The organism is Anaeromyxobacter sp. Fw109-5 (assembly GCF_000017505.1).
Taxonomy (GTDB): Bacteria; Myxococcota; Myxococcia; order Myxococcales; family Anaeromyxobacteraceae; genus Anaeromyxobacter.
Genome location: NC_009675.1, coordinates 2478438 through 2502059 on the forward strand (window position 1 = coordinate 2478438; position 23622 = coordinate 2502059).

The following is a 23622-nucleotide window of genomic DNA, read 5'->3' on the forward strand; positions in this document are numbered from 1 at the left end:
GTTTCTCCGTTCGCGCGAGGAGGACCGAAGGACTACATGTGCTTGATGATCTCGTCTCCGAACTCGGAGCACTTCACCTCGACGGCGTCGGCCACGCCCTCGGCCTTCATCAGGCGGGCGAAGTCGTAGGTGACCCGGTGTCCGGCGATGGCGCCGTCCATGCCCTTGATGATGAGATCCGCCGCCTCGTTCCAGCCGAGGTGACGGAACATCATCTCGCCGGAGAGGATCACCGAGCCCGGGTTCACCTTGTCGAGGTCCGCGTACTTGGGGGCCGTGCCGTGGGTCGCCTCGAAGATCGCGTGGCCGGTCACGTAGTTGACGTTGCCGCCCGGCGCGATGCCGATGCCGCCGACCTGCGCCGCGAGCGCGTCGGACAGGTAGTCGCCGTTCAGGTTCAGGGTCGCGACCACGTCGAACTCGTCCGGTCGCGTGAGCACCTGCTGCAGGGTGATGTCGGCGATGGCGTCCTTGACGAGGAGCTTCCCGCCCTGGAGCGCCGCCTTCTGCTCGGCGTTGGCGGCCTCCTCGCCCCTCGACGCCTTGGTCCGCTCCCACTGCTCCCAGGTGTACACCTTGTCCGCGAACTCCCGCTCGGCGAGCGCGTAGCCGTAGTTCCGGAACGCGCCCTCCGTGAACTTCATGATGTTGCCCTTGTGGACGAAGGTGACGCTCTTCCGCTCGAGGCGGAGGGCGTACTCGATGGCCGCGCGGACGAGCCGCTCGGTGCCCTCGCGCGAGACGGGCTTCACTCCGAGTCCGGTCGAGCCCGGGAAGCGGATCTTCTTGTACTCCTTCGGGAACTCCTTCTCGAGGAACCCGAGGAGCTTCTTCGCCTGCTCGGAGCCGGCCTCCCACTCGATGCCGGCGTAGATGTCCTCCGTGTTCTCGCGGAAGATCACCATGTCGACCTTGTCCGGGCGCTTCACCGGCGAGGGCACGCCCTTGAACCAGCGCACGGGCCGGAGGCAGACGTACAGGTCGAGGAGCTGGCGGAGCGCGACGTTCAGGGAGCGGATGCCGCCGCCGATGGGCGTGGTGAGCGGCCCCTTGATGCCGATGAGGTACTCGCGGAACGCCTCGATGGTCTCGTCGGGCAGCCAGTTGTTGAACTTCGTGAAGGCCTTCTCGCCGGCGTAGACCTCGGTCCAGGCGATCTTGCGCTTGCCGCCGTACGCCTTCTCGACGGCCGCGTCGAGCACGCGCTGGCTCGCGCGCCAGATGTCACGGCCCGTTCCATCACCCTCGATGAACGGCAGGATGGGACGATCCGGGACGTTCAGCTTCCCGTTCACCAGCGTGATCTTCGCTCCGTCCTTCGGCACAACGGGCTTGGCGTCGGGCATTCGATCGGACCTCGCGTATGGGGAGTGGAGCCGGGTCTTATCACCGCGATCGAGAGGGAGTAAAGGCGAAGGGAGGGCCAAAGCCCTCGGAAAATCGGGAGTTTAGTGACCGCTAGGGTCGACTATGGGAGCCGGCCGGCGACCCTCGTATGGGGCCGCTGCGACAAAAACTCCGCGTAATCACAGAGCACCGCCCCGGCCGCGTCCGCCGCCGCACGCGCCCGGGGGCTGCAGAGCGCGGCGAGCTCGAGCTCGCGCTCGTGCCCGAACGAGGTGCGGGCGTGGCTCGGCGCGTACCCCGGATGTGCCATGAGCTCGGTCGCCCCTTCCTCGAGACCGAGGAGCGCGGTCACGAGCGCCTCCTCCGTCCACGCGGGCCGCCGCGCGGCGTCGCCGAGGAAGCGATCCGCCGTGACCACCCCTCCCGCGCGGAGCGCCGCGCGCATCGGTGCATCGATCGCTCTCACCGGGAGTCCGCGCTCCGCCGCGACCGCGGTGAACGCCGCGAGGATCGCGGGCGCCGCGTGCGCGTGCTTGTGGCTGTCGAGGTGCGTCGGCGCGGCGCCGCGCAGGTCCTCGAACCTTCCCAGCTGGGCCCGCAGCTCCGCCTCGGCCGCCGCGCGCGAAAGGTCCGCCGGGACGACCGCGTGGAGGCCGACGCCGAGCGTGGGCGGGGCGGCTCCCAGGGCGGCGCGCGCGAACGGGCTGAGCACCATCACGGTGGCGCTCGTCACGATCCCGCGGGCGTGGGCCTCGAGGATGCCGCGGTCGATCTCGGGATCGTAGCCGAGGTCGTCGGCGTTGACGACGAGGAGCTTCAAGCGCGCGAGCCTCGCTCTCGCGCCGCGCCCGGTCAAGGGACGCGCACCCCGCGCGCGCTCGCCGTCAGTGGACCGCCGGGGCGTCGAGTGCCGCGGGCGCGTGCTCGCCGGGAGGGTCGCGGGGCAGCTCCACCGTGAACGTCGCGCCGGCGCCGGGCAAGCTCTCGACGCGGATCTCCCCGCCGTGCGCCGCCACGACCTGGCGCGCGACGTACAGCCCGAGGCCGAGCCCTCCGTAGTTGGCGATGGGGACGGCGCGCTCGAACCGCTCGAACACGCGGGCGTGATGCTCCGGCGCGATGCCCATCCCCTGGTCGGTCACCCGCAGGCGCGCGCGCGGGCCGTCCGCCTCGACCTCCACCGCGATCGGCTTTCCCTGCCCGAACTTGGACGCGTTGAGGAGCAGATTCGTGACCACCTGCTCGAGGCGCATGCGATCCCACCGCCCGGGAGCCCGCGCGAGGTCGAGCTGGAGGACCGACCCCGAGCGCGCCACCTCCTCGCGCACCTGGGCGGCTGCGCCGCGCACGACGTCCGCGAGGTCGAGCGCCTCGTAGCGGAGCTCCAGCCGCCCGAGGCGCATGCGGGAGACGTCGAGCAGCTCGTTCACGAGCAGCGCGATCCGGCGCGTCTGGCGCTCGAGGGCCTCGACGCGCGGCTCGAGCAGGCGCGGGACGTCGTCCTTTCCGCGCGCGGCCAGCCGGTGGAGGAGCTGGAGCTGGAGCTGGAGCGCGGTGACGGGGGTCCGCAGCTCGTGGGACGCGACGGAGAGGAACTCGTCGCGCTCGCGCACCTCGTCCTGCGCCTTGCTCCACAGCCGCGCCCGGCCCTCGAGGAGCTTCCGGTCCGTGACGTCCCGCACCGCCGCCACGACGCAGCGCCGCCCGTCGACCTCGATCGGCGAGAGGCTGATCTCGGCCGCGAACTCCGCCCCGTCCTTGCGCAGGCCCGACAGGTCCAGCCCGAGGCCCATCGGCCGCGTGCGCGGCGCCGCGTGGTAGCCGGTCCGGTGCGCCCGGTGCTCGGCGCGGAAGCGGGACGGGAGCAGGATCTCTATCGGCCGTCCCGCCAGCTCGCTGCGCGGCCACCCGAACAGGCGCTCCGCCTCGCGGTTGGCGTGCACGATCTCCCCGTGCTCGTCCGCGATCACCATCGCGTCCGGCACGGAGTCGAGGAGGGAGAAGTCCACGGCCTCACGTTGACCCTCCCCCGGTGCCGCGAGAAGCCTCGCCCGCTCGCCGCCCCCTCGTCCGAGGTGGCGTGGGGCGCGCGCCCGCGCTGGCGCCTCGCACGCGGTCGACCCCACCTTGAGCGAGGCGCCGTCGCGCGCCGGGAGGAGCGCCGATGCCCGCCGCCGGAACCATCTCGCTGCCGCTCGCCGCCGCCGCGGCTGGGATCCTGGCGCTGGTCGCGGGGGGCCAGAGGACGCCGCGGGCGACGCACGGAGGGGGGCGGGTCACGCTCGAGCTCGCGGCCGTGCTGCCGATGCCGGAAGGCCCCGCTGGGCTCGTCGTGCTGCGGGACGGGAAGAGCGGGACGGTGCTCCCCCTGCTCGTGCCCGACGGCGACGCCCTGGACCTGGGGGCGCGATCCGGGGCGGCCCCCGAGGGGCTGCTCGGTCGCGCCCTGGAGGCGCTGGGCGCGCGAGTCCTCGGGGTCGAGATCGACGCCGTCGAGGAGACCTCCGCCGGGGCCCGGGTTCGCCTGGCGCAGGCAGGCCGCGAGATCGAGGTGGCCGCGCGGCCCTCCGAGTCGCTCGCCCTCGCGCTGGCGGCGGGCGCGACCATCTCGACGACCAAGCGGCTGCTCGCCGAGGCGGGGCTCACGCCCGACGAGCTGCGGCACGCGCACGAGGCGCTGGTGGCGGAGACGAGGGCGCCAGCGCTCCGCCTGTGAGGCGGGGTCCCGGGCTGCGAGCGGCGCTACCGCGCGCTACCCGGTCTTGGAGGGCGGCCGCGGGGTCGTCGCCCGCGGCTCGGGCGAGAAGTCGTAGATGGACTCCAGCCGGACGTTGCGGTAGCGCTCGAGCTTCATGGCCATGCGCGCCAGCCGCGCGAGGAAGGCGGGCACGTCGGGCTGGTTGCCCTTCCCCGCCGCCTTCTTCAGCCGCTTCACCTCGGCGAGCACCTCCTTGCGCACCTCCCGCGGGTGGTAGAGGAACGCGCCGGAGAAGAGGAGCGTGCCGTCGAACGGGAGCAGGCGGGCCTCGAGCAGGTCCCCCTTCTCGAGCCCGGCCGTGGTGCGCCGCTCCGTCACGTCGTAGTCGCCGCCAGTGAACACGTCCCGCAGCCGGACCATGCCCTCCGAGATCTTGCGGACCTCGAACAGGCCGTGGACCGTCTTCGAGAGCTCGCGGTACGCCGCGACGTCCTCGGAGGCCAGCGCAGGGCCCTCCGCCTCGAGGAAGCGCTCGAGGGTGGTGCCGGCGCCGCCGGACGGGCGGAAGTCGTACAGGTAGAAGTCCAGCATCCCGTTCAGCCGGACCTCGTGCGTGCGGTCCTCCTCGTGCGGCTCGCCGTAGGCCTCGAAGTGCGCCCTCCGCGCGGCGAGCAGCTCCTCCTTGCGCTCCTCCGCCGTGGCCCACGCCAGGAGCCGTTCCTGCAGCTGCCCGAGCTTCATCGCGCGCGCTCCATGAGCTGCGCGAACCGCCCGAAGAGCTGGCGCGCGTCGTGCGGGCCGGGCGACGCCTCGGGGTGGTACTGGACGCTGAAGGCGGGCGCGTCGAGGAGCTCGAGGCCCTCCACCGTGCCGTCGTTGAGGTTCAGGTGCGTGACGCGGGCGTGCTTGCCGAGCGTCTTGTCGTCCACCGCGAAGCCGTGGTTCTGCACGGTGATGTCGACCTTGCCGGTGACGAGATCCTTCACCGGCTGGTTGGCGCCACGGTGGCCGAACTTGAGCTTGTAGGTCTTCGCGCCCACGGCGAGCGAGAGGATCTGGTGACCGAGGCAGATGCCGAAGATGGGGACCTTCCCGATCATCGCCGCGACCGTCTCGCGCGCGCCCACCACCGCGGCGGGGTCGCCCGGGCCGTTCGTCAGGAAGACGCCGTCCGGCTTCAGCGCCAGCGCCTCCGCGGCGGTGGTGCGAGCGGGCACCACCGTGATCCGGCAGCCCTGCTCGGCGAGGAGCCGCAGCATCGCGCGCTTGAGGCCCCAGTCGTAGGCGACCACGTGGAAGCGCGCCTTCGCCTCGGGCCGCTCCCCGTCGGACCACGCGTCGGCGCCGGTCTCGCTCCAGCCGTAGGACCGGTCGGTCGAGATGCGCGTCGCGAGGTCCTGCCCCTCCATCCCGGGCAGCGCGCGGGCGCGCTCGACGAGCGCCTTCGCGCTCCCCTCCGTCGCGACCACGCCCATCTGCGACCCGGCCGTGCGCAGGTGGCGGGTGAGCCGGCGGGTGTCGATCCCGGCGATCCCGACGATCCCGTGCTGGACGAGGTAGCTCTCGAGGCTCCGCTCCGAGCGGAAGCTCGACGGCGCCTCGGCGAAGTTCTTGACGATGAACCCCGTCGCGTGCGGGCGCGCCGACTCGTCGTCGGGCCCGTTGACGCCGTAGTTCCCCTGCTCCGGGTACGTCATGCAGATCATCTGCCCGACGTACGAGGGGTCGGTCAGGATCTCCTGATACCCGGTCATCGACGTGTTGAAGACGACCTCGCCGGTCGCCTCCCCGGTCGCGCCGAACGCGCGACCTTCGAACGTCGTGCCGTCCGCCAGCGCGAGGATCGCCTGCTTCATCTTTCCGTCCTGCCCTCCTCGTGGACGATCCGGCCGCCCACGATGGTGATCAGACAACGCCCGGTGAGGCGCCGTCCCTTCCACGGCGTGTTCCGGCTCTTCGAGTACATCCGAGCCGGGTCGACCGTCCACTCCGCCACGGGATCGAGCACCGCCACGTCCGCCGGCACCCCGGCCGCGAGGGTCCCCCCCGCGAGGCCGAACGCCCGCGCCGGCCCGGAGGTCAGCGCCTCCACGAGGCGGCGCTCGCTCAGCGCGCCCGCTCGGACGAGGTCCAGGCAGACGGGGAAGGCCGTCTCGAGCCCGGTGATCCCGTTGGCGGCGGCGTCGAACTCCACGTCCTTCTCCACCGCCGAGTGGGGCGCGTGGTCGGTGGCGATCGCGTCGAGGGTCCCGTCGGCGAGCCCCTCGCGGCACGCCCGCACGTCCTCCGCGGAGCGGAGCGGCGGGTTCATCTTGTAGTCGGTCGAGTAGCCGGACGCCGCGACGTCCTCGTCGGTGAGCGCGAGGTGGTGCGGGGTGACCTCGCCGGTGACCGGGAGGCCGCGCGCCTTGGCGTCGCGGATGGCGCGCACCGCGCCCTTCGTCGAGACGTGCGCGACGTGCAGGCGACCGCCGGTGAGCTCCACGAGCGCGATGTCGCGGAGCACCATCACGTCCTCGGCCGCGCCGGGGATCCCCTTCAGGCCGAGGCGCGTCGAGGCGGCGCCCTCGTGCATCACGCCCTTGCCGACGAGCTGGAGCTCCTCCTCGTGGACCGTGAGCGGCAGGCCGAACGCCCTCGCGTACTCGAGCGCGCGCCGCATGAGCGCCGCGGAGAGCACCGGCCGGCCGTCGTCGGAGAGCGCCACGCAGCCCGAGGCGAGCAGCTCCCCGTACTCGGCCAGCTCCTCGCCGTTCGAGCCCTTCGAGATCGCGCCCACCGGGTAGACGCGCGCGAGGCCCGCGGCCGCGGCGCGGGCGAGCACGAGCTCGGTCACGGAGGCGTTGTCGTTGACCGGCTTCGTGTTCGGCATCGCGCACACGGCCGTGAAGCCGCCCGCCACCGCCGCGCGCGCGCCGGTCGCGATCGTCTCCTTGTACTCCTGGCCCGGCTCGCGCAGGTGCACGTGCAGATCGATGAACCCCGGCGTCACCCACTTGCCGCGCGCGTCGATCGCGCGGGCGTCGCGCGGCCGCTCCAGGCGCGCGGCGACCTCCGCGACCTTCCCGTCGCGGACGACCACCGTGCGGACGCCGTCCGTCCCGCTCGCGGGATCGATGACCCGCCCGCCCTCGATGAAGAGCACCTCAGCCATGTCGTCCCCGCAAGGAAGCGCCGGCTCTCGCCGCGCGCGTCACGCCTTCGCCTCGCCCGCGTCGGCGGGGTTGCCGCCGGCGAGCAGGTACAGGATCGCCATCCGGACCGCCACCCCGTTCTGCACCTGGTCGAGGATGACGCTCTGCGGTCCGTCCGCCACCTCGGGCGAGAGCTCCACGCCGCGGTTGATCGGGCCGGGGTGGAGGATCACGCACTCGGGCCGCAGCCACTCCGCGGCCTTCTTGGCGTTGAGGCCCCACAGCTTCGAGTACTCGCGCGTCCCCGGGATCAGCGGATCGCCGATCCGCTCGTGCTGGATGCGCAGCATCACGACGGCGTCGGCCCCTTCGACCGCCTCGCGCAGCTGGGTGCGCACGGTGGCGCCGAGCGCCTCGATGCCGGCGGGGATCATGGTGGGCGGGCCGCACAGCCGGACGCGCGCGCCGAGCTTGGTCATGGCGTGGAGGTCGGAGCGCGCGACGCGCGAGTGGGAGATGTCGCCGACGATGGCGATCGTCTTCCCCTCGAGCGTGCCGAGCTTCTCGCGCAGGGTGAAGCAGTCGAGGAGCCCCTGGCTCGGGTGCTCGTGGGCGCCGTCGCCCGCCGAGACCACCGAGCAGCCCACGTGCTCGGCGACGAGCCGCGGCGCGCCGCCGGCCGAGTGCCGGATGACGAGCACGTCCGGCCGCATCGCCTCGAGGTTGCGCGCGGTGTCGACGAGGGTCTCGCCCTTGGTGACGGACGAGGCGGAGGCCGTCCAGTTGAGCGCGTCCGCGGAGAGGACCTTGGCGGCGATCTCGAACGAGCTCCGCGTGCGCGTGGACGCCTCGAAGAAGAGGTTCACCACCGACTTGCCGCGCAGGCTCGGCACCTTCTTGATCGGTCGCTGGAGGACCTCCTTCATGGAGACGGCGAGGTCGAGGACCTCGAGGATCTCCTCGCGCGAGTACTCCGCGAGGGAGATGCAGTGCTTGTGACGGCCGATCACGTGCCCCTCCTCTTCACGACCACGTCGTCCTGCGCGGCGCCGCCCTCGGTGAGCCGCACCTCGACGACGTCCTCGTCCGCGACCTGGAGCCGGACGCCGACGAAGTCGGCGGCGATGGGCAGCTCGCGTCCGCCGCGGTCTACGAGCACGGCGAGCCAGACCGCGCGAGGGCGGCCGAAGTCCACGAGCTCGTCGAGCGCGGCGCGGACGGTCCGCCCGGTGTAGAGCACGTCGTCCACGAGGACGATGAGCTTGCCCGCGATCGGGAAGCGGATGTCCGTCGGGCCGATGATGGGCGCGGCGCCCCGCTCCGAGAGATCGTCGCGATAGAGCGCGATGTCGAGGGTGCCGAGCGGCGGCTCCGCGCCGAGGAGCCGGGCGAGCTCCGCGCGCAGCCGCTGGGCGAGGTGCACCCCGCCGCGGCGGATGCCGACGATGGCGAGGTCGCGCGCCGCTCCCGACGCCTTGGCGCGGTCGGCCACCTCCTCCGCCAGCCGCCGGATCCCCCGCTGCAGCTCCTGTGCGTTCATGCCGTGCTCCATCAGCGCCCCGGCCCCCAGTCCGGCCGGGTGAGATCGCTCGTGAGGTCCACCGTGAAGACCTTCGTGCCCGTCCGCTCGAGGAAGGGATACCTGACCGACCGCTCGTAGTCGAAGGCGACCCGCAGCGTGGGCACCGCGGCGCTCGCGTCGCGCTCCCAGCTCACGGCGGCGGGATCGATGACGACCGCGGGCACCCGGGCGGCGGCCCCGTAGGCGTCCTCCCCGTCGACCGAGGCGAGCACCTCGAGCTTGTGCACCATGCCCCGCACCAGCTCGGCGTCGTTCGGGTTGCGCACCGCCTGGTTCATGTACTCGCGGACGACCTGCCTCACCTCGTAGTGGACGACGTAGACCGGCCCCCACACCCAGAGCCAGTAGCCGGCCAACGCGACGGACGCGAGGAGGAGCAAGCCGACCCACGTGACCTCTCCGCGCTCGGCGCGGCGGCGGCCGGAGCGCGCGTCTCCGGAACGCGCGGCGCCGGCGGCGCGCGCGGGAGCGGAGGGAGGGGCGAGCATCGAGGTGAGACTCTTACCAGCTACTCGATGCGCTTGAAAAGCCGCTCGATGCGCGGGCCGCGGCGGTCGCCGAGGAGGCCCCCGCCGTCGCCCCAGCTCCAGAACACCAGGGTCGCCCGACCGGCGATGTGGTCCAGGGGGACCTGCCAGCCGCCCTCGCCGCGGCTGTCGGCGGACCGGTCGCGGTTGTCCCCGAGCACGAACACGTGGCCGGGACGGACGATCTCGAACGGCCCCTCCGTCTGGGCGAGCCGGGCCCTGCGGCACTGGAGCACGTCGTAGGTGGCCACCCCGGCGGCGGCCCCGCTCTGCCAGCTCGCCTCCGCGTCCGCGGCGGCCTCGCCGTCCGGCCGCGTCAGCTCGCCGCGGGCCAGCGCCTCCCGGTAGCGGCGGCAGGTGTCGTTGAAGACGGCGCCCGTGACGTCGCTCCGCTCCTCGTAGGCGAGCTCGCCGGAGGCGGAGCGCGGCTGCGGCACGCCGTTCACGACCAGCACCTGCTCGCGGAGCTCGAGGACGTCGCCGGGCACGCCCACCACGCGCTTCACGTAGTCCTTCGTGGGGTCGAGCGGGTTCTCGAACACGATGACGTCGCCGCGGCGCGGGACGCCCAGCTCGACGAGCCGCAGGTGGGTGAACGGGACGCGGATCGCGTAGGCGAGCTTCGACACGAAGATGTGGTCGCCGACGAGCAGCGTGGGGACCATCGACCCCGAGGGGATGCGGAACGCCTCGACCACGAAGCCGCGCAGCGTCAAGGCCACGAGCACCGCGGCGAGCGTGGACTCCGCGTACTCGCGCCACAGCGGGCGCGCGCGGCGCGCCAGGTGCGCCTCCCACTGCGCGTCGAGGGCGCGCAGCGCGGTCGAGAGGCGCTCGGACGTCCCCTCCTCCGCGGCCCGCTCGACCTCCTCCGCCGCGGCGTCGATCTCCGCCCGCGCCGCGCCCAGCTGGCGTGCGTGCCGGGCGGCGAGCCGCCGGGCGTCCCGCGCGAAGCGGCGCGCGTCCTTGCGAGCGCGGGCGAGCCGGCGGGCGGCGCGGTCCACGCCGCCGCTACTCCTCGACCTTCAGCACCGCGAGGAACGCCTCCTGCGGGATCTCCACGGAGCCGACCTGCTTCATGCGCTTCTTGCCCTCCTTCTGCCGCTCGAGGAGCTTGCGCTTGCGGCTGATGTCGCCACCGTAGCACTTCGCGATGACGTCCTTGCGGAAGGCCTTCACGGTCTCGCGGGCGATGATCTTGGCGCCGATCGCCGCCTGGATGGCGACCTCGTACATCTGCTTCGGGATGACCTCGCGGAGCTTCTGGCAGAGCTCGCGGCCGCGGTGGTAGGCGCGCTCGCGGTGGACGATGACGCTCAGCGCGTCGACGGGCTCGCCGTTGATGAGGATGTCGAGCTTGACGAGATCCGCCTCCTCGTAGCCCTTCAGCTCGTAGTCCAGGCTCGCGTACCCGCGCGAGACGCTCTTCAGCTTGTCGAAGAAGTCGAAGACCACCTCGGCGAGCGGGATGTCGTAGGTGATCTGGACGCGCTTCGTGCCGAGGTACTTGAGATCCCGCTGCACGCCGCGGCGGTCCTGGCAGAGCTGGAGGATCGCGCCCACGTCATCCGTGCGGGCGTGGATGTGGCAGGTGAGGTGCGGCTCCTCGAGCTTCGCGATCCGCTGGACCGGCGGGAGCTTCGCGGGGTTGTCGATCTCCACCACCTCGCCCTGCGTGTCGGTCACGCGGTAGACGACCGAGGGGGCGGTGGTGATGAGGGAGAGGTTGTACTCGCGCTCGAGCCGCTCCTGGACGATCTCCATGTGGAGGAGCCCCAGGTACCCGCAGCGGAAGCCGAACCCGAGCGCGGTCGAGGTCTCGGGCTCGAACGTGAAGGCGGAGTCGTTGAGGCGGAGCTTCTCGAGCGCGTCGCGGAGCTGCTCGTAGTCCTTCGCCTCGATGGGGAACACGCCCGAGAACACCATCGGCTTCACGACCTTGAAGCCGGGGAACGGATCCTCCGTGGGCCGATCCGCCTCCGTGACGGTGTCCCCCACCTTCGCGTCCTGGACCTCCTTCACGTTCGCGACGACGATCCCCACCTCGCCCGCCGTGAGCCGCTGCACGGGCTTCGCGAACGGCGCGAAGATCCCGAGCTCCTGCACCTCGAACTTCTTCCTGTTCGAGACGAGCTGGATCTTCTGCTTCGGCGCGAGCGTCCCCTCGAACACGCGCACGAGCATGACGACGCCGCGGTACGAGTCGTACCAGGAGTCGAAGATGATCGCCTTGAGCGGCGCCTCGGGGTCGCCCTTCGGCGGCGGGACCTTGCGGACGATCTGCTCGAGGATGTCCCCGATGCCGATCCCTTCCTTGGCGGACGCGGGGACCGCCTCCGAGGCGTCGAGCCCGATGACCTCCTCGATCTCCGCGCGCACGCCGGGGACGTCGGCGCTGGGCAGGTCCACCTTGTTGATGACCGGGATGATCTCGAGGTCGTGGTCCAGCGCCTGGTAGACGTTCGCGAGCGTCTGGGCCTCGACGCCCTGCGTCGCGTCCACGACGAGGATCGCCCCCTCGCACGCGGCGAGCGAGCGCGACACCTCGTAGGCGAAGTCCACGTGCCCGGGGGTGTCGATGAGGTTCAGCTCGTAGTCCACCCCGTCCCTGGCGCGGTAGCGCATGCGGACGGTCTGGGCCTTGATGGTGATCCCCCGCTCCCGCTCGAGCTCCATGTTGTCGAGGAACTGCGCCTGGGCGTGACGCTCGCTCACGGTCCCCGTGTGCTCGAGGAGGCGATCCGCGAGCGTGGACTTGCCGTGATCGATGTGGGCGATGATCGAGAAGTTTCGGATGTGCGCGTTCGACTCGGGCATGGAACGCGGGGCTTGTAACACGCGCGTCCCCAGGGGGCCACGCCGCCCACCGCCCCGCCCGTCGCTGCGGGCGGCGAGCGGGCGCGACGTCGTGCCGCTCGACGCGTGATCGGCGGGGGTGATATCGCTGCGCGCCGCGCGGCGTGGCCTGGTCGCGCGCCCGTGTAGGCAGTGCCCTCCTGGCGCGGCGCTCGCCGCTGGACCGAGCCGTGCCCGCATCGGTTACCTCTAAAGGGGAGCCCCAGGAATACCAGCGGGTTGTATTGCCCTACGTGTATGGCACTATATATTGTAGTCACGCGTTGACATCAGGTGGTCGGCTGCTAGAGTAGACATTCGCGGTTGGGCGGCGTCGCAGAGGTCGGAGGGCGGAGTGCGGCGCTACGCGCGGGAAATCCAGACATTTGCGCCTCGTGAAGAGGCGCTGCGGCGGGCGCGTCAGACGCGCTTGCTACACCTCCGGCACTGAACGAGGGCCGGCCGGGGGCACGAACGTTCGATCGGCTGCGCGCCTGGCGTGCAGCCGAAGGGGCAGGCGTTTGCCCGCGCTCGCCGGGGCGCGGGGGCGGAGGACGAGGGACATGATGGAGCGCGAGATCACGGGGCAGCGGGCGCGGGGCGCGAAGGCCAGGAAGGTCGCGAGGAGGGGACTCACCATCCCGCGCACCTTCACGACGCGAGGGGTCGATCCGGCGGAAGAGCTCGCCTGGGAGACGCGAACCGCGCAGATCAACGGCGAGGGCGGCGCGGTCATCTTCGAGCAGCGCGACGTGGAGGTCCCGAAGTCCTGGTCGATGCTCGCGACGAACGTCGTGGCCTCGAAGTACTTCCGCGGATCGCTCGGGTCCCCTACCCGCGAGCGCTCGGTGAAGCAGCTCGTCGGGCGTGTCGTGTCCACCATCGCCGCCTGGGGCCGCAAGGACGGCTACTTCGCGACGGAGGAGGACGCCGCCGCCTTCGAGGCCGACCTCGCGCACCTCGTGTACCGGCAGAAGATGAGCTTCAACTCGCCGGTCTGGTTCAACGTCGGCGTCGAGGAGCACCCCCAGTGCTCCGCCTGCTTCATCAACTCGGTCGGCGACTCGATGGACTCGATCCTGAGGCTCGCCCACACCGAGGGGATGCTCTTCAAGTACGGCTCCGGGGCGGGCTCCAACCTGTCGAAGATCCGCTCGTCGAAGGAGCGGCTCTCCGGCGGCGGCGAGGCCTCCGGCCCGGTGTCGTTCATGCGTGGCTTCGACGCGTTCGCGGGCGTCATCAAGTCGGGCGGCAAGACGCGGCGCGCGGCGAAGATGGTGATCCTGGACGCCGACCACCCGGACATCGGGGAGTTCGTCAGCTGCAAGGCCGACGAGGAGAAGAAGGCCTGGGCCCTCATCGACGCCGGCTACGACGGCGGCTTCAACGTGAAGGGCGGCGCCTACGACTCGGTCTTCTTCCAGAACGCGAACCACTCGATCCGGGTGACGGACGGGTTCATGCGCTCGGTCCTCGACGATCGCGCCTGGGAGCTCACGGCGCGCACCGACGGCCACGCCCTGGAGTCGATCCGAGCGCGCGACCTCATGCGGCAGATCACCGAGGCGGCCTGGCTGTGCGGCGATCCGGGCATGCAGTTCGACACCACCATCAACGCCTGGCACACCTGCCCGGCCACGGATCGCATCAACGCGTCCAACCCGTGCTCGGAGTACATGTTCCTCGACGACTCGGCCTGCAACCTGGCGTCGCTGAACCTCATGCACTTCCGCGGGATCGACGGCGCCTTCGACGTGGAGTCCTTCAAGCGCGCCGTCGACCTCACCGTCCTCGCGCAGGAGATCCTGGTCTCCAACGCGAAGTACCCCACCGAGCAGATCGGGAAGAACAGCGAGGACTACCGGCCCCTCGGGCTCGGGTACGCGAACCTCGGCGCGCTGCTCATGGCGAGCGGCCTGCCCTACGACTCCGACGGTGGCCGCGCCTGCGCGGGGGCGATCACCGCGCTCATGACGGGCGAGGCGTACGCGATGAGCGCCCGCATCGCGGAGCGCATGGGGCCGTTCGCCGGCTACGAGCGGAACCGCGAGCCGTTCCTCGGCGTCGTCCGCAAGCACGCGAACCACGTCGATCGCATCGACCCGACCTTCGTCGAGCGTCCCCTCCTCGACGCCGCGCGCGACGCGTGGGGCGACGCCCTCCGGCTCGGGACGCAGAGCGGCTACCGGAACGCGCAGCTCACCGTGCTCGCGCCGACCGGCACCATCGGGTTCATGATGGACTGCGACACGACGGGCATCGAGCCGGACATCGCGCTCGTGAAGTACAAGAAGCTCGTCGGCGGAGGCGTGCTCAAGATCGTGAACAACACCGTCCCGCTCGCGCTGCAGCGGCTCGGGTACTCCGCCGACGCGATCGCCTCGACGCTGGAGTTCATCGACAAGGTCGAGACGATCGAGGGGGCCCCCGAGCTCCGCGACGCCCACCTGCCCGTGTTCGACTGCGCCTTCAAGCCGCAGAACGGCACGCGCTCCATCCACTACATGGGCCACATCCGCATGATGGGCGCGGTGCAGCCGTTCCTCTCGGGCGCCATCTCCAAGACGGTGAACATGCCCACCGAGGCGACGCCGGCGGACATCGAGACGGCGTACCTCGAGGCGTGGAAGCTGGGGCTCAAGGCCATCGCGGTGTACCGCGACGGCTGCAAGCGGAGCCAGCCGCTCAACACCGGCAAGGCGAAGGAGGAGGAGAAGCGCGAGAGCGCCGGCGAGCGGCTCGCGCGCCGCCGCCTCCCCGACGAGCGCCGCGCGCTCACGCACAAGTTCTCGATCGGCGGGCACGAGGGCTACATGACCGTCGGCATGTACGACGACGGCTCGCCGGGCGAGGTCTTCATCACGATGGCGAAGGAGGGGTCGGTGGTCTCCGGCCTCATGGACTCTTTCGCGACCTCCATCTCGATGGCGCTCCAGTACGGCGTGCCGCTCAAGGTGCTCTGCGACAAGTTCAGCCACATGCGCTTCGAGCCCTCGGGGTTCACGGGTAACCCGGACATCCCGATCGCGAAGTCGATCTCGGACTACCTGTTCCGCTGGCTCGCGCTGAAGTTCCTCCCCAGCGAGGGCGCCGTCGCCGAGGCCCCGCAGAACGCGCTGCCGCCGGGGTCGGCCCCGACGGGCTCGTCCGCGCGCGCCGCGCAGCAGACCGTGGAGGCGAAGCCGCTGGCGGCCTCCTCGAACGGCCACGCGAACGGGTCGTCCAACGGCGTCCAGACGGCGTACAAGCGGGAGAGCGACGCCCCGCCGTGCCCGACGTGCGGCTCCATCACGGTCCGCAACGGCGCCTGCTACAAGTGCGTGAACTGCGGGTCCACGACCGGCTGCAGCTAGCCGAGCACCGGGCCGCGACCTCGCGGCCGTGATCTTCACGCGCCGGGGCGGCTCGTCCGCTCCGGCGCGTGACGTCTTGGACCCGGTGGGTCGCGTCGCAGCGGGGTGGCGCCGAACGCCCGCACGCTCCCCTCCCTGGCGCAGCCTCCCTCACACCCTGCCCCGTTTCACCCTCGGGCGCTGCATTGCCCGGCGCGCCCCCGCGCCAAACGTTCGTGGCGGAGGTCCGCCATGAGCTCGCGCGCAGTCGCCCTCGTCCTCCTCCTCTCCGCGGGGTGCGGCTTCTCCCGCGGCGCGGTGCTGGCCCGCCGCGTGGAGGAGGGACCCCCGCTCGAGGACCCCGGCTCCGAGTCGTATTCCCTCTGGCACGACGGCGGCGGCTGGCACCTGCGCGCTCGCTCCGACCTGCCGCGGCGGTTCCACGGGGAGATCGCGGGGACCGGAGACCGGGCGTCCGCGGTGGGAGTCGCGGGGGACGCGGTGAGCGCGGGCGGAGGTCGCATCCGGTTCTCGTTCCAGGCGGGCGACGACGCGGGGTTCGACTTCGGAGGCGGCTGCGTGGACGTCGCGCTCTACATCGACGGGGACCCGCGCCCGCTCCGCGTGTTCATCGGGGAGTTCGGCGCCGCGCCGGGGCGGGTGCCGTTCCGGGTCTGCCCGTAGGCGCTGCGCGCGGCGGCTGGTCAGCGGAACTCGCGCGCGCGGTTCCCGACCTGGGGCGCGAGCGCGAGCGGCGCGACCGAGCTCACCCGCACGTTCACGACCTCGCCGCTCCGCTCCACCCGGCCGCGCGCCAGGAGGAACGGGGCCGCACGCACGACCGGCCGGAACCGCTCGTACACGTCGGGCATCACGACGAGGTTGGCGATCCCGGTCTCGTCCTCGAGGCTCACGAAGACGATGCCCGCGGCGGTCTGAGGCCGCTGCCGGACGATCACGAGTCCCGCCACCTCGACGGGCGCGCGGTCGGGCAGGCGCGTCAGCTCCCGGGCGGTGCGGACGGCGCCGCCGGGGAGCGTGCCGCGCAGGACCGCCATCGGATGGCCGCGCACCGAGACGCTGGTCGTCGCGAAGTCCTCCGACACCTCCTCCGCCGCGCTCGCCGACGGGAGCGTCGCGTCCGGCTCGGCCGGGGTGACGCCCGCGAAGAGGTCGCCCCCGTCCGCCTCCATCGCGAGGCTGCGCCAGATCGCGCCGCGCCGGTCCGGCGCGAGCGATCCGAGCGCGTCGGCCTCGGCGAGCCGGACGAGCCAGGCCCGCGAGAGCCCCCCGCGCCGGACGAGGTCGCCCAGATCGGCGAGCGGGCGCGCCCGCCGCGCCGCCACGATGGCGTCGCCGACGTCCCGCGGCAGCCCGCGCACGAGGTGCAGTCCGAGCCGGATCGCAGGGGCTTCGCCAGCCCCCGCAGGCTCTCCAGGCGCCCTCCCCTCGAGGCCGCTCTCCCAGCCGCTCGCGCACACGTCGACCCCTCGCACCTCGACGCCGTGCCGCTTCGCGTCCTCGACGAGGGTGTGCGGCGCGTAGAAGCCCATGGGCTGGCTGTTCAGCAGGGCGCAGGCGAAGGCGGCGGGGTGATAGCGGCGGAGCCAGGCGGAGGCGTAGACGAGCAGGGCGAACGAGGCGGAGTGCGACTCGGGGAAGCCGTAGCCGGCGAACCCGAGGAGCTGGTGGAAGATGAGCTCGGCGTCCGCCGCGGAGATGCCGCGCTCGGCCATCCCGGCGAGCAGCCGCGCCTTCATCGCCGCGAGCTTCTCGTGCGATCGCCGGTGGGTCATGAGTCGACGCAGCTCGTCCGCCTCGCCCGGCGTGAACCCCGCGGCGACGACCGCGAGCCGCATGATCTGCTCCTGGAAGAGCGGCACGCCGAGGGTCTTCGCGAGGACCGGCTCGAGCGGCGGGTACGGGTAGCGGACCTGCTCCTTGCCGTCGCGCCGGCGCAGGTACGGGTGCACCATCCCCCCCTGGATCGGCCCGGGGCGCACGATCCCCACCGAGATCACGAGGTCGTAGAAGTTCCGCGGCTTGAGCCGCGGCGCGAGCGACATCTGCGCGCGCGACTCGATCTGGAACACGCCGATCGAGTCCGCCTTGCAGAGCATGTCGTAGACGGCGGGATCCTCGGGAGGGATGGTCGCGAGCGAATCCGGATGTGCGAGGCCAGCGGCGGTGGGGAGCGCCGGGGCCGGCCGGTGGGCGGCGAGGAGCGCGAGCGCGCGCGAGAGCGCCGTGAGCATGCCGAGCCCGAGGAGATCCACCTTGAGCAGGTCGAGGTCGGCGAGGTCGTCCTTGTCCCACTGCACGATGGTGCGCCCCGGCATCGCCGCGGGCTCGATGGGGACCGTCTCGCAGAGCGGCCGGCGGGTGATCACGAACCCGCCGACGTGGATCGAGAGGTGACGCGGGAAGCCCTGCAGCTCGCGGGCGAGGTCGAGCGTCATGCGCACGCGGTCCGACGCCTCGACGTCGAGGCCCGCCTGGGCGAGGAGCTCCGGTCCGACCTCCGAGAGGTCCTCGTACATGCCGACGAGCTTGGCGAGCCGGTCGACCTGCGGGAGCGAGAGGCCGAGCGCCTTGCCCACGTCGCGGAGCGCGGACTTGCCGCGGTAGGTGATGACCTCGCAGACCATGCCCGCGCGGTCGCGTCCGTAGCGCTCGTAGACGTACTGGATCACCTCCTCGCGCCGCTCGTGCTCGAAGTCGATGTCGATGTCCGGCGGCTCTCCCCGCTCCGCCGAGATGAACCGCTCGAACAGCAGGCCCATCCGGACGGGATCGATCGCCGTGATGCCGAGCGCGTAGCAGACGGCGGAGTTCGCCGCGCTGCCGCGGCCCTGGCAGAGGATCCCGCGCGAGCGCGCGAAGCGGACGACGTCCCAGACGGTGAGGAAGTAGCTCGCGTACCCGAGCTGCTCGACGAGCTCGAGCTCCCGCGCGAGCTGCCGGGCGACGTCCTCCGGCGGCTCCCCGCCGTAGCGCCAGCGCGCCCCTTCGCGCACGAGCGCGCGGAGGAGCGCCATGCCCGAGACTCCGTCCGCTGGGTCGATCGGGGTCGAGGTCGTCCCTCGACTCCGCGCCTCCGCTGACGCGGAGTCGCTACGCTCGGGATGAGCGGCCTCTTTCCCCGGCGGTACCGGCGTCGCGGTCGGGGTCGCGGTCGGGGTCGCGGTCGGGGTCGCGGTCGGGGTCGCGGTCGGGGTCGGGGTCGCGGTCGGGGTCGCGGTCGGGGTCGCGGTCGGGGTCGCGGTCGGGGTCGCGGTCGGGGTCGGGGTCGTCCCTCGACTCCGCGCCTCCGCTGACGCGGAGTCGCTACGCTCGGGATGAGCGGCCATCGATTCCGCGGCAGGAGTTGGCGTCGTCCGCAGCGACCGGTTCGGCACCGCCGCGACGGCGCGAGCGTCCTGCGCCGGGCTCGACATCGCGGTCGCTGCGCCGCCCGCGAGGGTGGCGCGATCGACGACGACGGGCGGCAGCGGGTGCTCTCCCCGGATCTCCTCCAGGCGGAACCGGCACCCGTCCGCGATCTCCGCGGCGGCCTCGAGTCCCTCGGGGAAGTCGCCCCACAGGCGCGCCATCTCCTCGGGGGCCTTGAGCGTCCGCTCCGCGTTCGGGAACAGGCGCCGGCCGGCCCGGTCGACCGTGGTGCCGTGGCGCACGCAGGTGAGGACGTCCTGCAGCACCTGCCGCCGCCGGTCGTGCGTGTGCACGTCGTTCGTGACCGCGATCCGGATGCCCAGCCGCCGGCCGATCGCGCGCGCGGCGAGCACGCGCGCCTCCTCGCCCGCCACCCGGTGACGGGCCACCGCCAGCGCGAGCCGCGCGCCGAAGATCTCCTTCAGGCGTGCCGCCGCGTCTCCGTCGGCGCCGGGGAAGAGCGCGAAGAGCCCGCGCGCCCGGGCGGCGACCGCCTCGAGCGCCACGGCGACCTCCTCCCGCGGCCGGCGGGGCGCGGCCCGCGCCGGGTCCTCCGCCCCGTGCGCGCGGGTCGCGAGGCGGCAGAGCCCCGCGTATCCCTCGCGATCCTGCGCGAGCAGCACGAGGCGCGCGGGCCGGCCGGTCGCGAGCCCGGTCACCACCAGCTCCGCGCCGACCAGGAGCGGCAGCCCGCGCCGCTTCGCCTCCCCGTGCGCGCGGACGATCCCGTACAGCCCGTTCACGTCGGTGAGCGCGAGCGCCGAGAGCCCGAGCTCCGACGCGCGCGCGACGAGCTCCTCCGGATGGCTCGCGCCCTCCAGGAAGGAGAAGCAGGAGCGGCAGCGGAGCTCCGCGTAGCGCGGCACGCCCGGCCGGAGCGTCTTCCGCGCGCCGCCGGACGCGGCCGGTCCCGTGTCGATCCGCTGTCGCTCGTGGTTCACGTCAGTCGAAGTAGCCGTGCAGGTAGAGCCGTCCGTCCGCGGCGTCGCGGTACACCCAGCAATCGCCCAGCCCATCGAGCCGGACGCGGTAGTAGTCCCGGTCGAACGGCGCGGGCGCCCACCACTCGCCGCGCAGCCGCTCCGGCCCCTCCATCGCGATCACCGCCCGGGCGCGCCCCTCCACGCGGAGCGCGGTCACCCGCCCGCCCTCGCCCTCCGCGAGGATCGGCGCGGGGGGCTGCACGAGCCGGGTGGGCCGGGGCGGCGCCCCTTCGTCGCGCGCGGGGGCCGCGTCCCCGTCGCGGAGGAGGCTCCGCGGGCGCGCGGCCCCGGGCCGCGAGGCGGAGGGCTCGAACGGAACGGGCCGGTACGCCGCCTCGGGCCGGTAGCGCTCGACCGGCTCGGCGGCGAAGAGCGCGCCGTCGCCGAGCCGCCCGGTGAGCCGGGCGAGGACGTTCTCGAGGGCGGCGAGCGCCTCGGGCCGATCGTCGATCGCCAGCTGCTCGGCCGCCAACGGGGCGACCTCGATCGCTGCGAGCTGGACGGAGGTGACCGCACCGGGCAGCCGCAGCGCGAACACGTGCTCCTTCGCCGGGACGAGCCAGCGCGCGGCCGCCGCGGTGGGCTGGGCGAGCGGCACGATCACGCGCTCCTCCCCCCGCGGGTCGAGCTTCAGGACGATCTTGAGCCGCGTCGCGCCGAGGCCGCGGCCGGCGAGGCGCGCGGCGACGCGGTCGGCGAGCCGCTTCACCGCGAACAGGAGCGGCTCGGCGCTCTCGGCGGGCGCGTCGAGCTCGAGCGCCTCGACCGGCAACGTCTCCGGCGCGTAGGGCGAGAGCGGGGTGTCGTCCTCGCCGCGCGCGAGGCGCGCCGCCGCGACGCCGTCCGGCCCGAAGCGGTGCGCCAGCGTTCCGGCCGGCAGGCGCGCCAGCGCGCCCGCGTCCGCGACGCCGAGGCCACGGAGGCGCGCCGCCACCGCCGGCGCGAGCCCGAGCGCCTCGAGCGGCAGCGCGGCGAGGGCGCGTCCGGTCTCCTGCCGCGGCACCTGGACGATCCGCGCGGTCACGCCGTCGTGCGCGGGGAACGCGCCGTGCCGCGCGAGCGCGCCTGCCGCCGCGCGACCCGTCGCGATCGCCGCTTGCGCCACGTACCCCATCTCCGCCGCCGCCGCGATCGCCCGCTGCGCGAGGACCCGCTCGCCCGCGACGAGCGCGCGATCTCGCGCGGCCATCGTGCCGGTGATCACGGGAGCCGACGGAGCCGTTCCCCCGGCGGCGGTGGCCTCCGCGCGGGCCCCCTGCACGGCTCCGGCGAGGAGGTGCGCCGAGCTCGCGTCGAGGAGCACCACGTCCGGCGTGACCGGCTCGACCGCGGGGGCGAGCAGGAGCACCGCCTCCGCGACCGCGCGCAGCGCAGCGCGTTCCGCCGCGGGATCGAGCGCGACGGTGCGCAGCCGACCGCACGCGGCGAGCGCCGCGGATACCGTGGCGCCAGGGCGGACGCCGTCGGCGGCCGCGGCGGCGTCGCAGTGGACGATCTTCCCGTCGGAGACGACCGCGAGCGGTCCCTCCCCCCCGTCGATGCGCAGCCTTCGCGCGCGCTGGAGCGGCAGCTCCGGCAGGCAGAGCGCGACGACGCGCAGCCCGCTCGCCTCACGCCGCGTCGCCATCTCCCACCTCCCCGCCGCCGCGCGCCTGCGGCCACCAGAGCCCGCGAGCGAGACCGCAGTGAGCCGCCGCGCCACTCCCCCATGCCGGCGCCTCCGCCGCTTGCCGGCGGCGACCGACGATCCGGCCGTCCTCTGCGCACAGCTCGAGGCGGACGGCCGCAGGGACACGGAGCCCCGTCCCGTTCTGCGCGGCGAGCCACAGCCCCACGGCGCCGCCCTTCTCCGCCGCCGCCTGGAGGCGGCGCGCCGCGGCGTCCGCGCCGCGCACTGTGCGCGCCATCGGCACGTCGATCGCCACCGCGTCGAACGCACCCGACCCGAGGAGCGCCTCCGCGGCCCACAGGGCGACGAGCGCCGGGTCGCGCTCCGGGCCTCCACCGTGCGCCCGGGGCGGCGGCCGTACGACGAGGAGCCTGGAGAGCTCGACTCCGAGCGCCGCCGCGGCGGGCGGGTACAGCTCCCCTCGCCCATCGACGTAGGCGGCGAGGGCTCCTGGGCCGAGCGCAGCGAAGAGCGCCAGCGCGATCGCAGTCTTGCCGCTCGCCGGCCCTCCCGCGAGCTCGGTGAGCGCCCCACGCCGAAAACCGCCGTCTGGCAGCAAGGTGTCGATCTCCGCCCGGCCGCACGCCAGCACCCCTTCCCGCCGGGAGGGGCGCCGCTCGATGCGGCGGATCTCGTCGCGCAGCCGCGCGACCACCCGTTGACGCTCCGCCCCCGCCGACATGCCGACCGCTGCCTCCGCGTCGCAAGATAGCTGCTCAAGCGTTCAGGTCGCAAGCCGTAGCAATCGGGTCTGACACGCGGCGTTGGGATGCTCACCCTATTCGCACATCAGCGAGCCACGGCAGTTCGGCCGGGCTCCGTCATTCGGAGCAAGGGAGGGTATTGGAATGAAGCATTTCGGATGGGTCGCGGGTCTCGGAGTCGCGGGTCTTCTCGTCGCGGGCATCCCCGCGCAGGCTCAGTCCGGCTCGACGACCGGCAGCCAGTCGACCGAAGATCAGATGAAGGGCTCCGGCTCCACGACGTCGCAGGGCACCGGCTCGGCCGGCTCCTCGACGATGGGCTCGGGCTCGGCCACCGGGTCGAGCACGGGGATGGAGAGCAGCAAGAACGAGCTCACCGGCACGGTCCAGAAGTTCGACCGCGAGACGAAGGAGCTCACCCTCGCGAACAGCGACAAGACGCTCAAGGTGAGCGAGAGCACCACCGTGATGAAGGACGGCCAGGCCGGCACCCTCAGCGACATCAAGGAGGGCGAGCAGGTCCGCGCGAGCTTCTCCGGCTCGGGTGACACGCTGCAGGTGAGCCAGATCGAGGTGATGACCGCGGGCAGCACCGGCACGTCGGGCATGGGGACGGGCTCCACCGGCACCACGACGCCGCCGTCCGACACCGGGACCGGCTCCACGGGCACCACCACGACGCCGCCGTCCGACACCGGCACCGGCTCCACGGGCACCACCACGACGCCGCCGTCCGATACCGGGACCACGCATGACAGCGGCTCGAGCGGCGCGACCCCGCCTCCGAGCAAGGGTTACTAGCGAGGCGTCGGCAGTCGAGAACGAAGGGCGGGTGACCGAGAGGTCACCCGCCCTATTTTCTTCGCAGGCTCGGACGACCTTCTGGCCGTCCGGGTCGTGAGCGTTCGACGAGGGAGATCGCGGACGAGCGCTCAGACCGAGGCGCGCTTCGTGCCGCCCTCCTGCTCCTGCGCGGCGATCTCCGCTCGCACCTTCTCCATGTCCAGGGCCCGGACCTGACGGATGAGATCTTCCAGGGCCGCCTCGGGCAGCGCGCCGGCCTGCGAGAACAGCAGCACCTTGTCGCGCAGGATCATCAGCGTCGGGATGGAGCGGATGTCGAACGCCCCCGCGAGCTCCTGCTCGACCTCCGTGTTCACCTTGCCGAAGGTGAGGTCCGGGTGCTTCGCCGCGACCTTCTCGTACGTGGGCCCGAAGACCCGGCACGGTCCACACCAGGGGGCCCACCAGTCGATGAGGACGATTCCGTCCTTCTCGACCGTCTCCTTGAAGTTCTTGCCGGTGATCTCGACCGTCGCGTTGCCCATGCTCGATCCTCTCGGCGCCCCCCGCCGTCCATCGGCCCTTCGGCGCCTGAT

19 protein-coding genes are annotated in these 23622 nt (G+C 72.9%); 4 read left to right on the top strand and 15 right to left on the bottom strand.

Annotation, left to right across the window (positions count from 1 at the left end; all coding sequences use genetic code 11):
- Positions 1–32: 32 nt before the first annotated feature.
- The 3 genes from icd to ANAE109_RS11150 all read right to left on the bottom strand — a co-directional run bounded on the left by icd (position 33) and on the right by ANAE109_RS11150 (position 3356).
- Positions 33–1346 (bottom strand): NADP-dependent isocitrate dehydrogenase, encoded by a 1314-nt coding sequence (icd, locus tag ANAE109_RS11140; RefSeq protein WP_012096970.1) that lies wholly within the window; start codon positions 1344–1346, stop codon positions 33–35.
- Between the two features lie 122 nt (positions 1347–1468).
- Positions 1469–2167 carry a ChbG/HpnK family deacetylase gene (locus ANAE109_RS11145; RefSeq protein ID WP_049768571.1) on the bottom strand — a complete coding sequence of 233 codons (699 nt, stop codon included), beginning with the start codon at positions 2165–2167 and terminating at the stop codon, positions 1469–1471.
- Positions 2168–2231: 64 nt separating this feature from the next.
- Complete coding sequence (locus ANAE109_RS11150) at positions 2232–3356, bottom strand: PAS domain-containing sensor histidine kinase (protein WP_083776854.1); 1125 nt, start codon at positions 3354–3356, stop codon at positions 2232–2234.
- A gap of 155 nt (positions 3357–3511) precedes the next feature.
- Between ANAE109_RS11150 and ANAE109_RS11155 the strand changes: the two genes are divergently transcribed.
- Complete coding sequence (locus tag ANAE109_RS11155) at positions 3512–4063, top strand: bifunctional nuclease domain-containing protein (protein ID WP_012096973.1); 552 nt, start codon at positions 3512–3514, stop codon at positions 4061–4063.
- 36 nt (positions 4064–4099) lie between these two features.
- On the opposite strand, the gene ANAE109_RS11160 is transcribed toward ANAE109_RS11155, so the two are convergent.
- Genes ANAE109_RS11160 through lepA form a run of 8 tightly spaced genes read right to left on the bottom strand, consistent with a single transcriptional unit; the run spans position 4100 to position 12105 of the window.
- Entirely contained in the window at positions 4100–4786 is a 687-nt protein-coding gene (locus ANAE109_RS11160; protein ID WP_012096974.1) for a hypothetical protein, read from the bottom strand.
- The gene (gene carA / locus ANAE109_RS11165; RefSeq protein WP_012096975.1) at positions 4783–5901 is read right to left on the bottom strand and encodes a glutamine-hydrolyzing carbamoyl-phosphate synthase small subunit; all 1119 of its coding nucleotides are present in this window, start codon (positions 5899–5901) and stop codon (positions 4783–4785) included. The genes ANAE109_RS11160 and carA overlap by 4 nt, the downstream gene beginning before the upstream one ends.
- Entirely contained in the window at positions 5898–7199 is a 1302-nt protein-coding gene (locus tag ANAE109_RS11170) for a dihydroorotase (protein ID WP_012096976.1), read from the bottom strand. The genes carA and ANAE109_RS11170 overlap by 4 nt, the downstream gene beginning before the upstream one ends.
- 39 nt (positions 7200–7238) lie before the next feature.
- Positions 7239–8189 (bottom strand): aspartate carbamoyltransferase catalytic subunit, encoded by a 951-nt coding sequence (locus ANAE109_RS11175; protein ID WP_012096977.1) that lies wholly within the window; start codon positions 8187–8189, stop codon positions 7239–7241.
- On the bottom strand, positions 8186–8719 hold the full coding sequence (gene pyrR / locus ANAE109_RS11180; RefSeq protein WP_041449097.1) for a bifunctional pyr operon transcriptional regulator/uracil phosphoribosyltransferase PyrR: 534 nt from the start codon (positions 8717–8719) through the stop codon (positions 8186–8188). The genes ANAE109_RS11175 and pyrR overlap by 4 nt, the downstream gene beginning before the upstream one ends.
- Positions 8720–8730: 11 nt before the next feature.
- On the bottom strand, positions 8731–9249 hold the full coding sequence (locus tag ANAE109_RS11185) for a hypothetical protein (RefSeq protein WP_012096979.1): 519 nt from the start codon (positions 9247–9249) through the stop codon (positions 8731–8733).
- Between the two features lie 20 nt (positions 9250–9269).
- Positions 9270–10292 carry a signal peptidase I gene (lepB, locus tag ANAE109_RS11190; protein ID WP_012096980.1) on the bottom strand — a complete coding sequence of 341 codons (1023 nt, stop codon included), beginning with the start codon at positions 10290–10292 and terminating at the stop codon, positions 9270–9272.
- Positions 10293–10299: 7 nt separating this feature from the next.
- Positions 10300–12105 carry a translation elongation factor 4 gene (gene lepA / locus ANAE109_RS11195; RefSeq protein ID WP_012096981.1) on the bottom strand — a complete coding sequence of 602 codons (1806 nt, stop codon included), beginning with the start codon at positions 12103–12105 and terminating at the stop codon, positions 10300–10302.
- Positions 12106–12686: 581 nt separating this feature from the next.
- Between lepA and ANAE109_RS11200 the strand changes: the two genes are divergently transcribed.
- Complete coding sequence (locus ANAE109_RS11200) at positions 12687–15476, top strand: vitamin B12-dependent ribonucleotide reductase (protein ID WP_012096982.1); 2790 nt, start codon at positions 12687–12689, stop codon at positions 15474–15476.
- 231 nt (positions 15477–15707) lie between these two features.
- Positions 15708–16139, top strand: a complete 432-nt coding sequence (locus ANAE109_RS11205; RefSeq protein WP_012096983.1) for a hypothetical protein — start codon at positions 15708–15710, stop codon at positions 16137–16139.
- A 20-nt stretch (positions 16140–16159) separates the two neighbouring features.
- Here ANAE109_RS11205 and ANAE109_RS11210 read toward each other — a convergent pair whose 3' ends face one another.
- The 3 genes from ANAE109_RS11210 to ANAE109_RS11220 form a co-directional block, all read right to left on the bottom strand.
- Positions 16160–19753, bottom strand: coding sequence for an error-prone DNA polymerase (locus ANAE109_RS11210; protein ID WP_012096984.1), 3594 nt, complete (start codon positions 19751–19753; stop codon positions 16160–16162).
- Between the two features lie 76 nt (positions 19754–19829).
- The gene (locus ANAE109_RS11215; RefSeq protein ID WP_012096985.1) at positions 19830–21497 is read right to left on the bottom strand and encodes a DNA polymerase Y family protein; all 1668 of its coding nucleotides are present in this window, start codon (positions 21495–21497) and stop codon (positions 19830–19832) included.
- Positions 21481–22221, bottom strand: a complete 741-nt coding sequence (locus tag ANAE109_RS11220; protein ID WP_012096986.1) for a hypothetical protein — start codon at positions 22219–22221, stop codon at positions 21481–21483. Before ANAE109_RS11220 ends, ANAE109_RS11215 begins: the two co-directional genes overlap by 17 nt.
- A gap of 373 nt (positions 22222–22594) precedes the next feature.
- Here ANAE109_RS11220 and ANAE109_RS25770 point away from each other — a divergent pair, with 373 nt between their 5' ends.
- On the top strand, positions 22595–23044 hold the full coding sequence (locus ANAE109_RS25770) for a hypothetical protein (RefSeq protein WP_234945287.1): 450 nt from the start codon (positions 22595–22597) through the stop codon (positions 23042–23044).
- 131 nt (positions 23045–23175) lie between these two features.
- Here ANAE109_RS25770 and ANAE109_RS11230 read toward each other — a convergent pair whose 3' ends face one another.
- Positions 23176–23571 carry a co-chaperone YbbN gene (locus ANAE109_RS11230; RefSeq protein WP_012096988.1) on the bottom strand — a complete coding sequence of 132 codons (396 nt, stop codon included), beginning with the start codon at positions 23569–23571 and terminating at the stop codon, positions 23176–23178.
- Between the last annotated feature and the right edge of the window lie 51 nt (positions 23572–23622).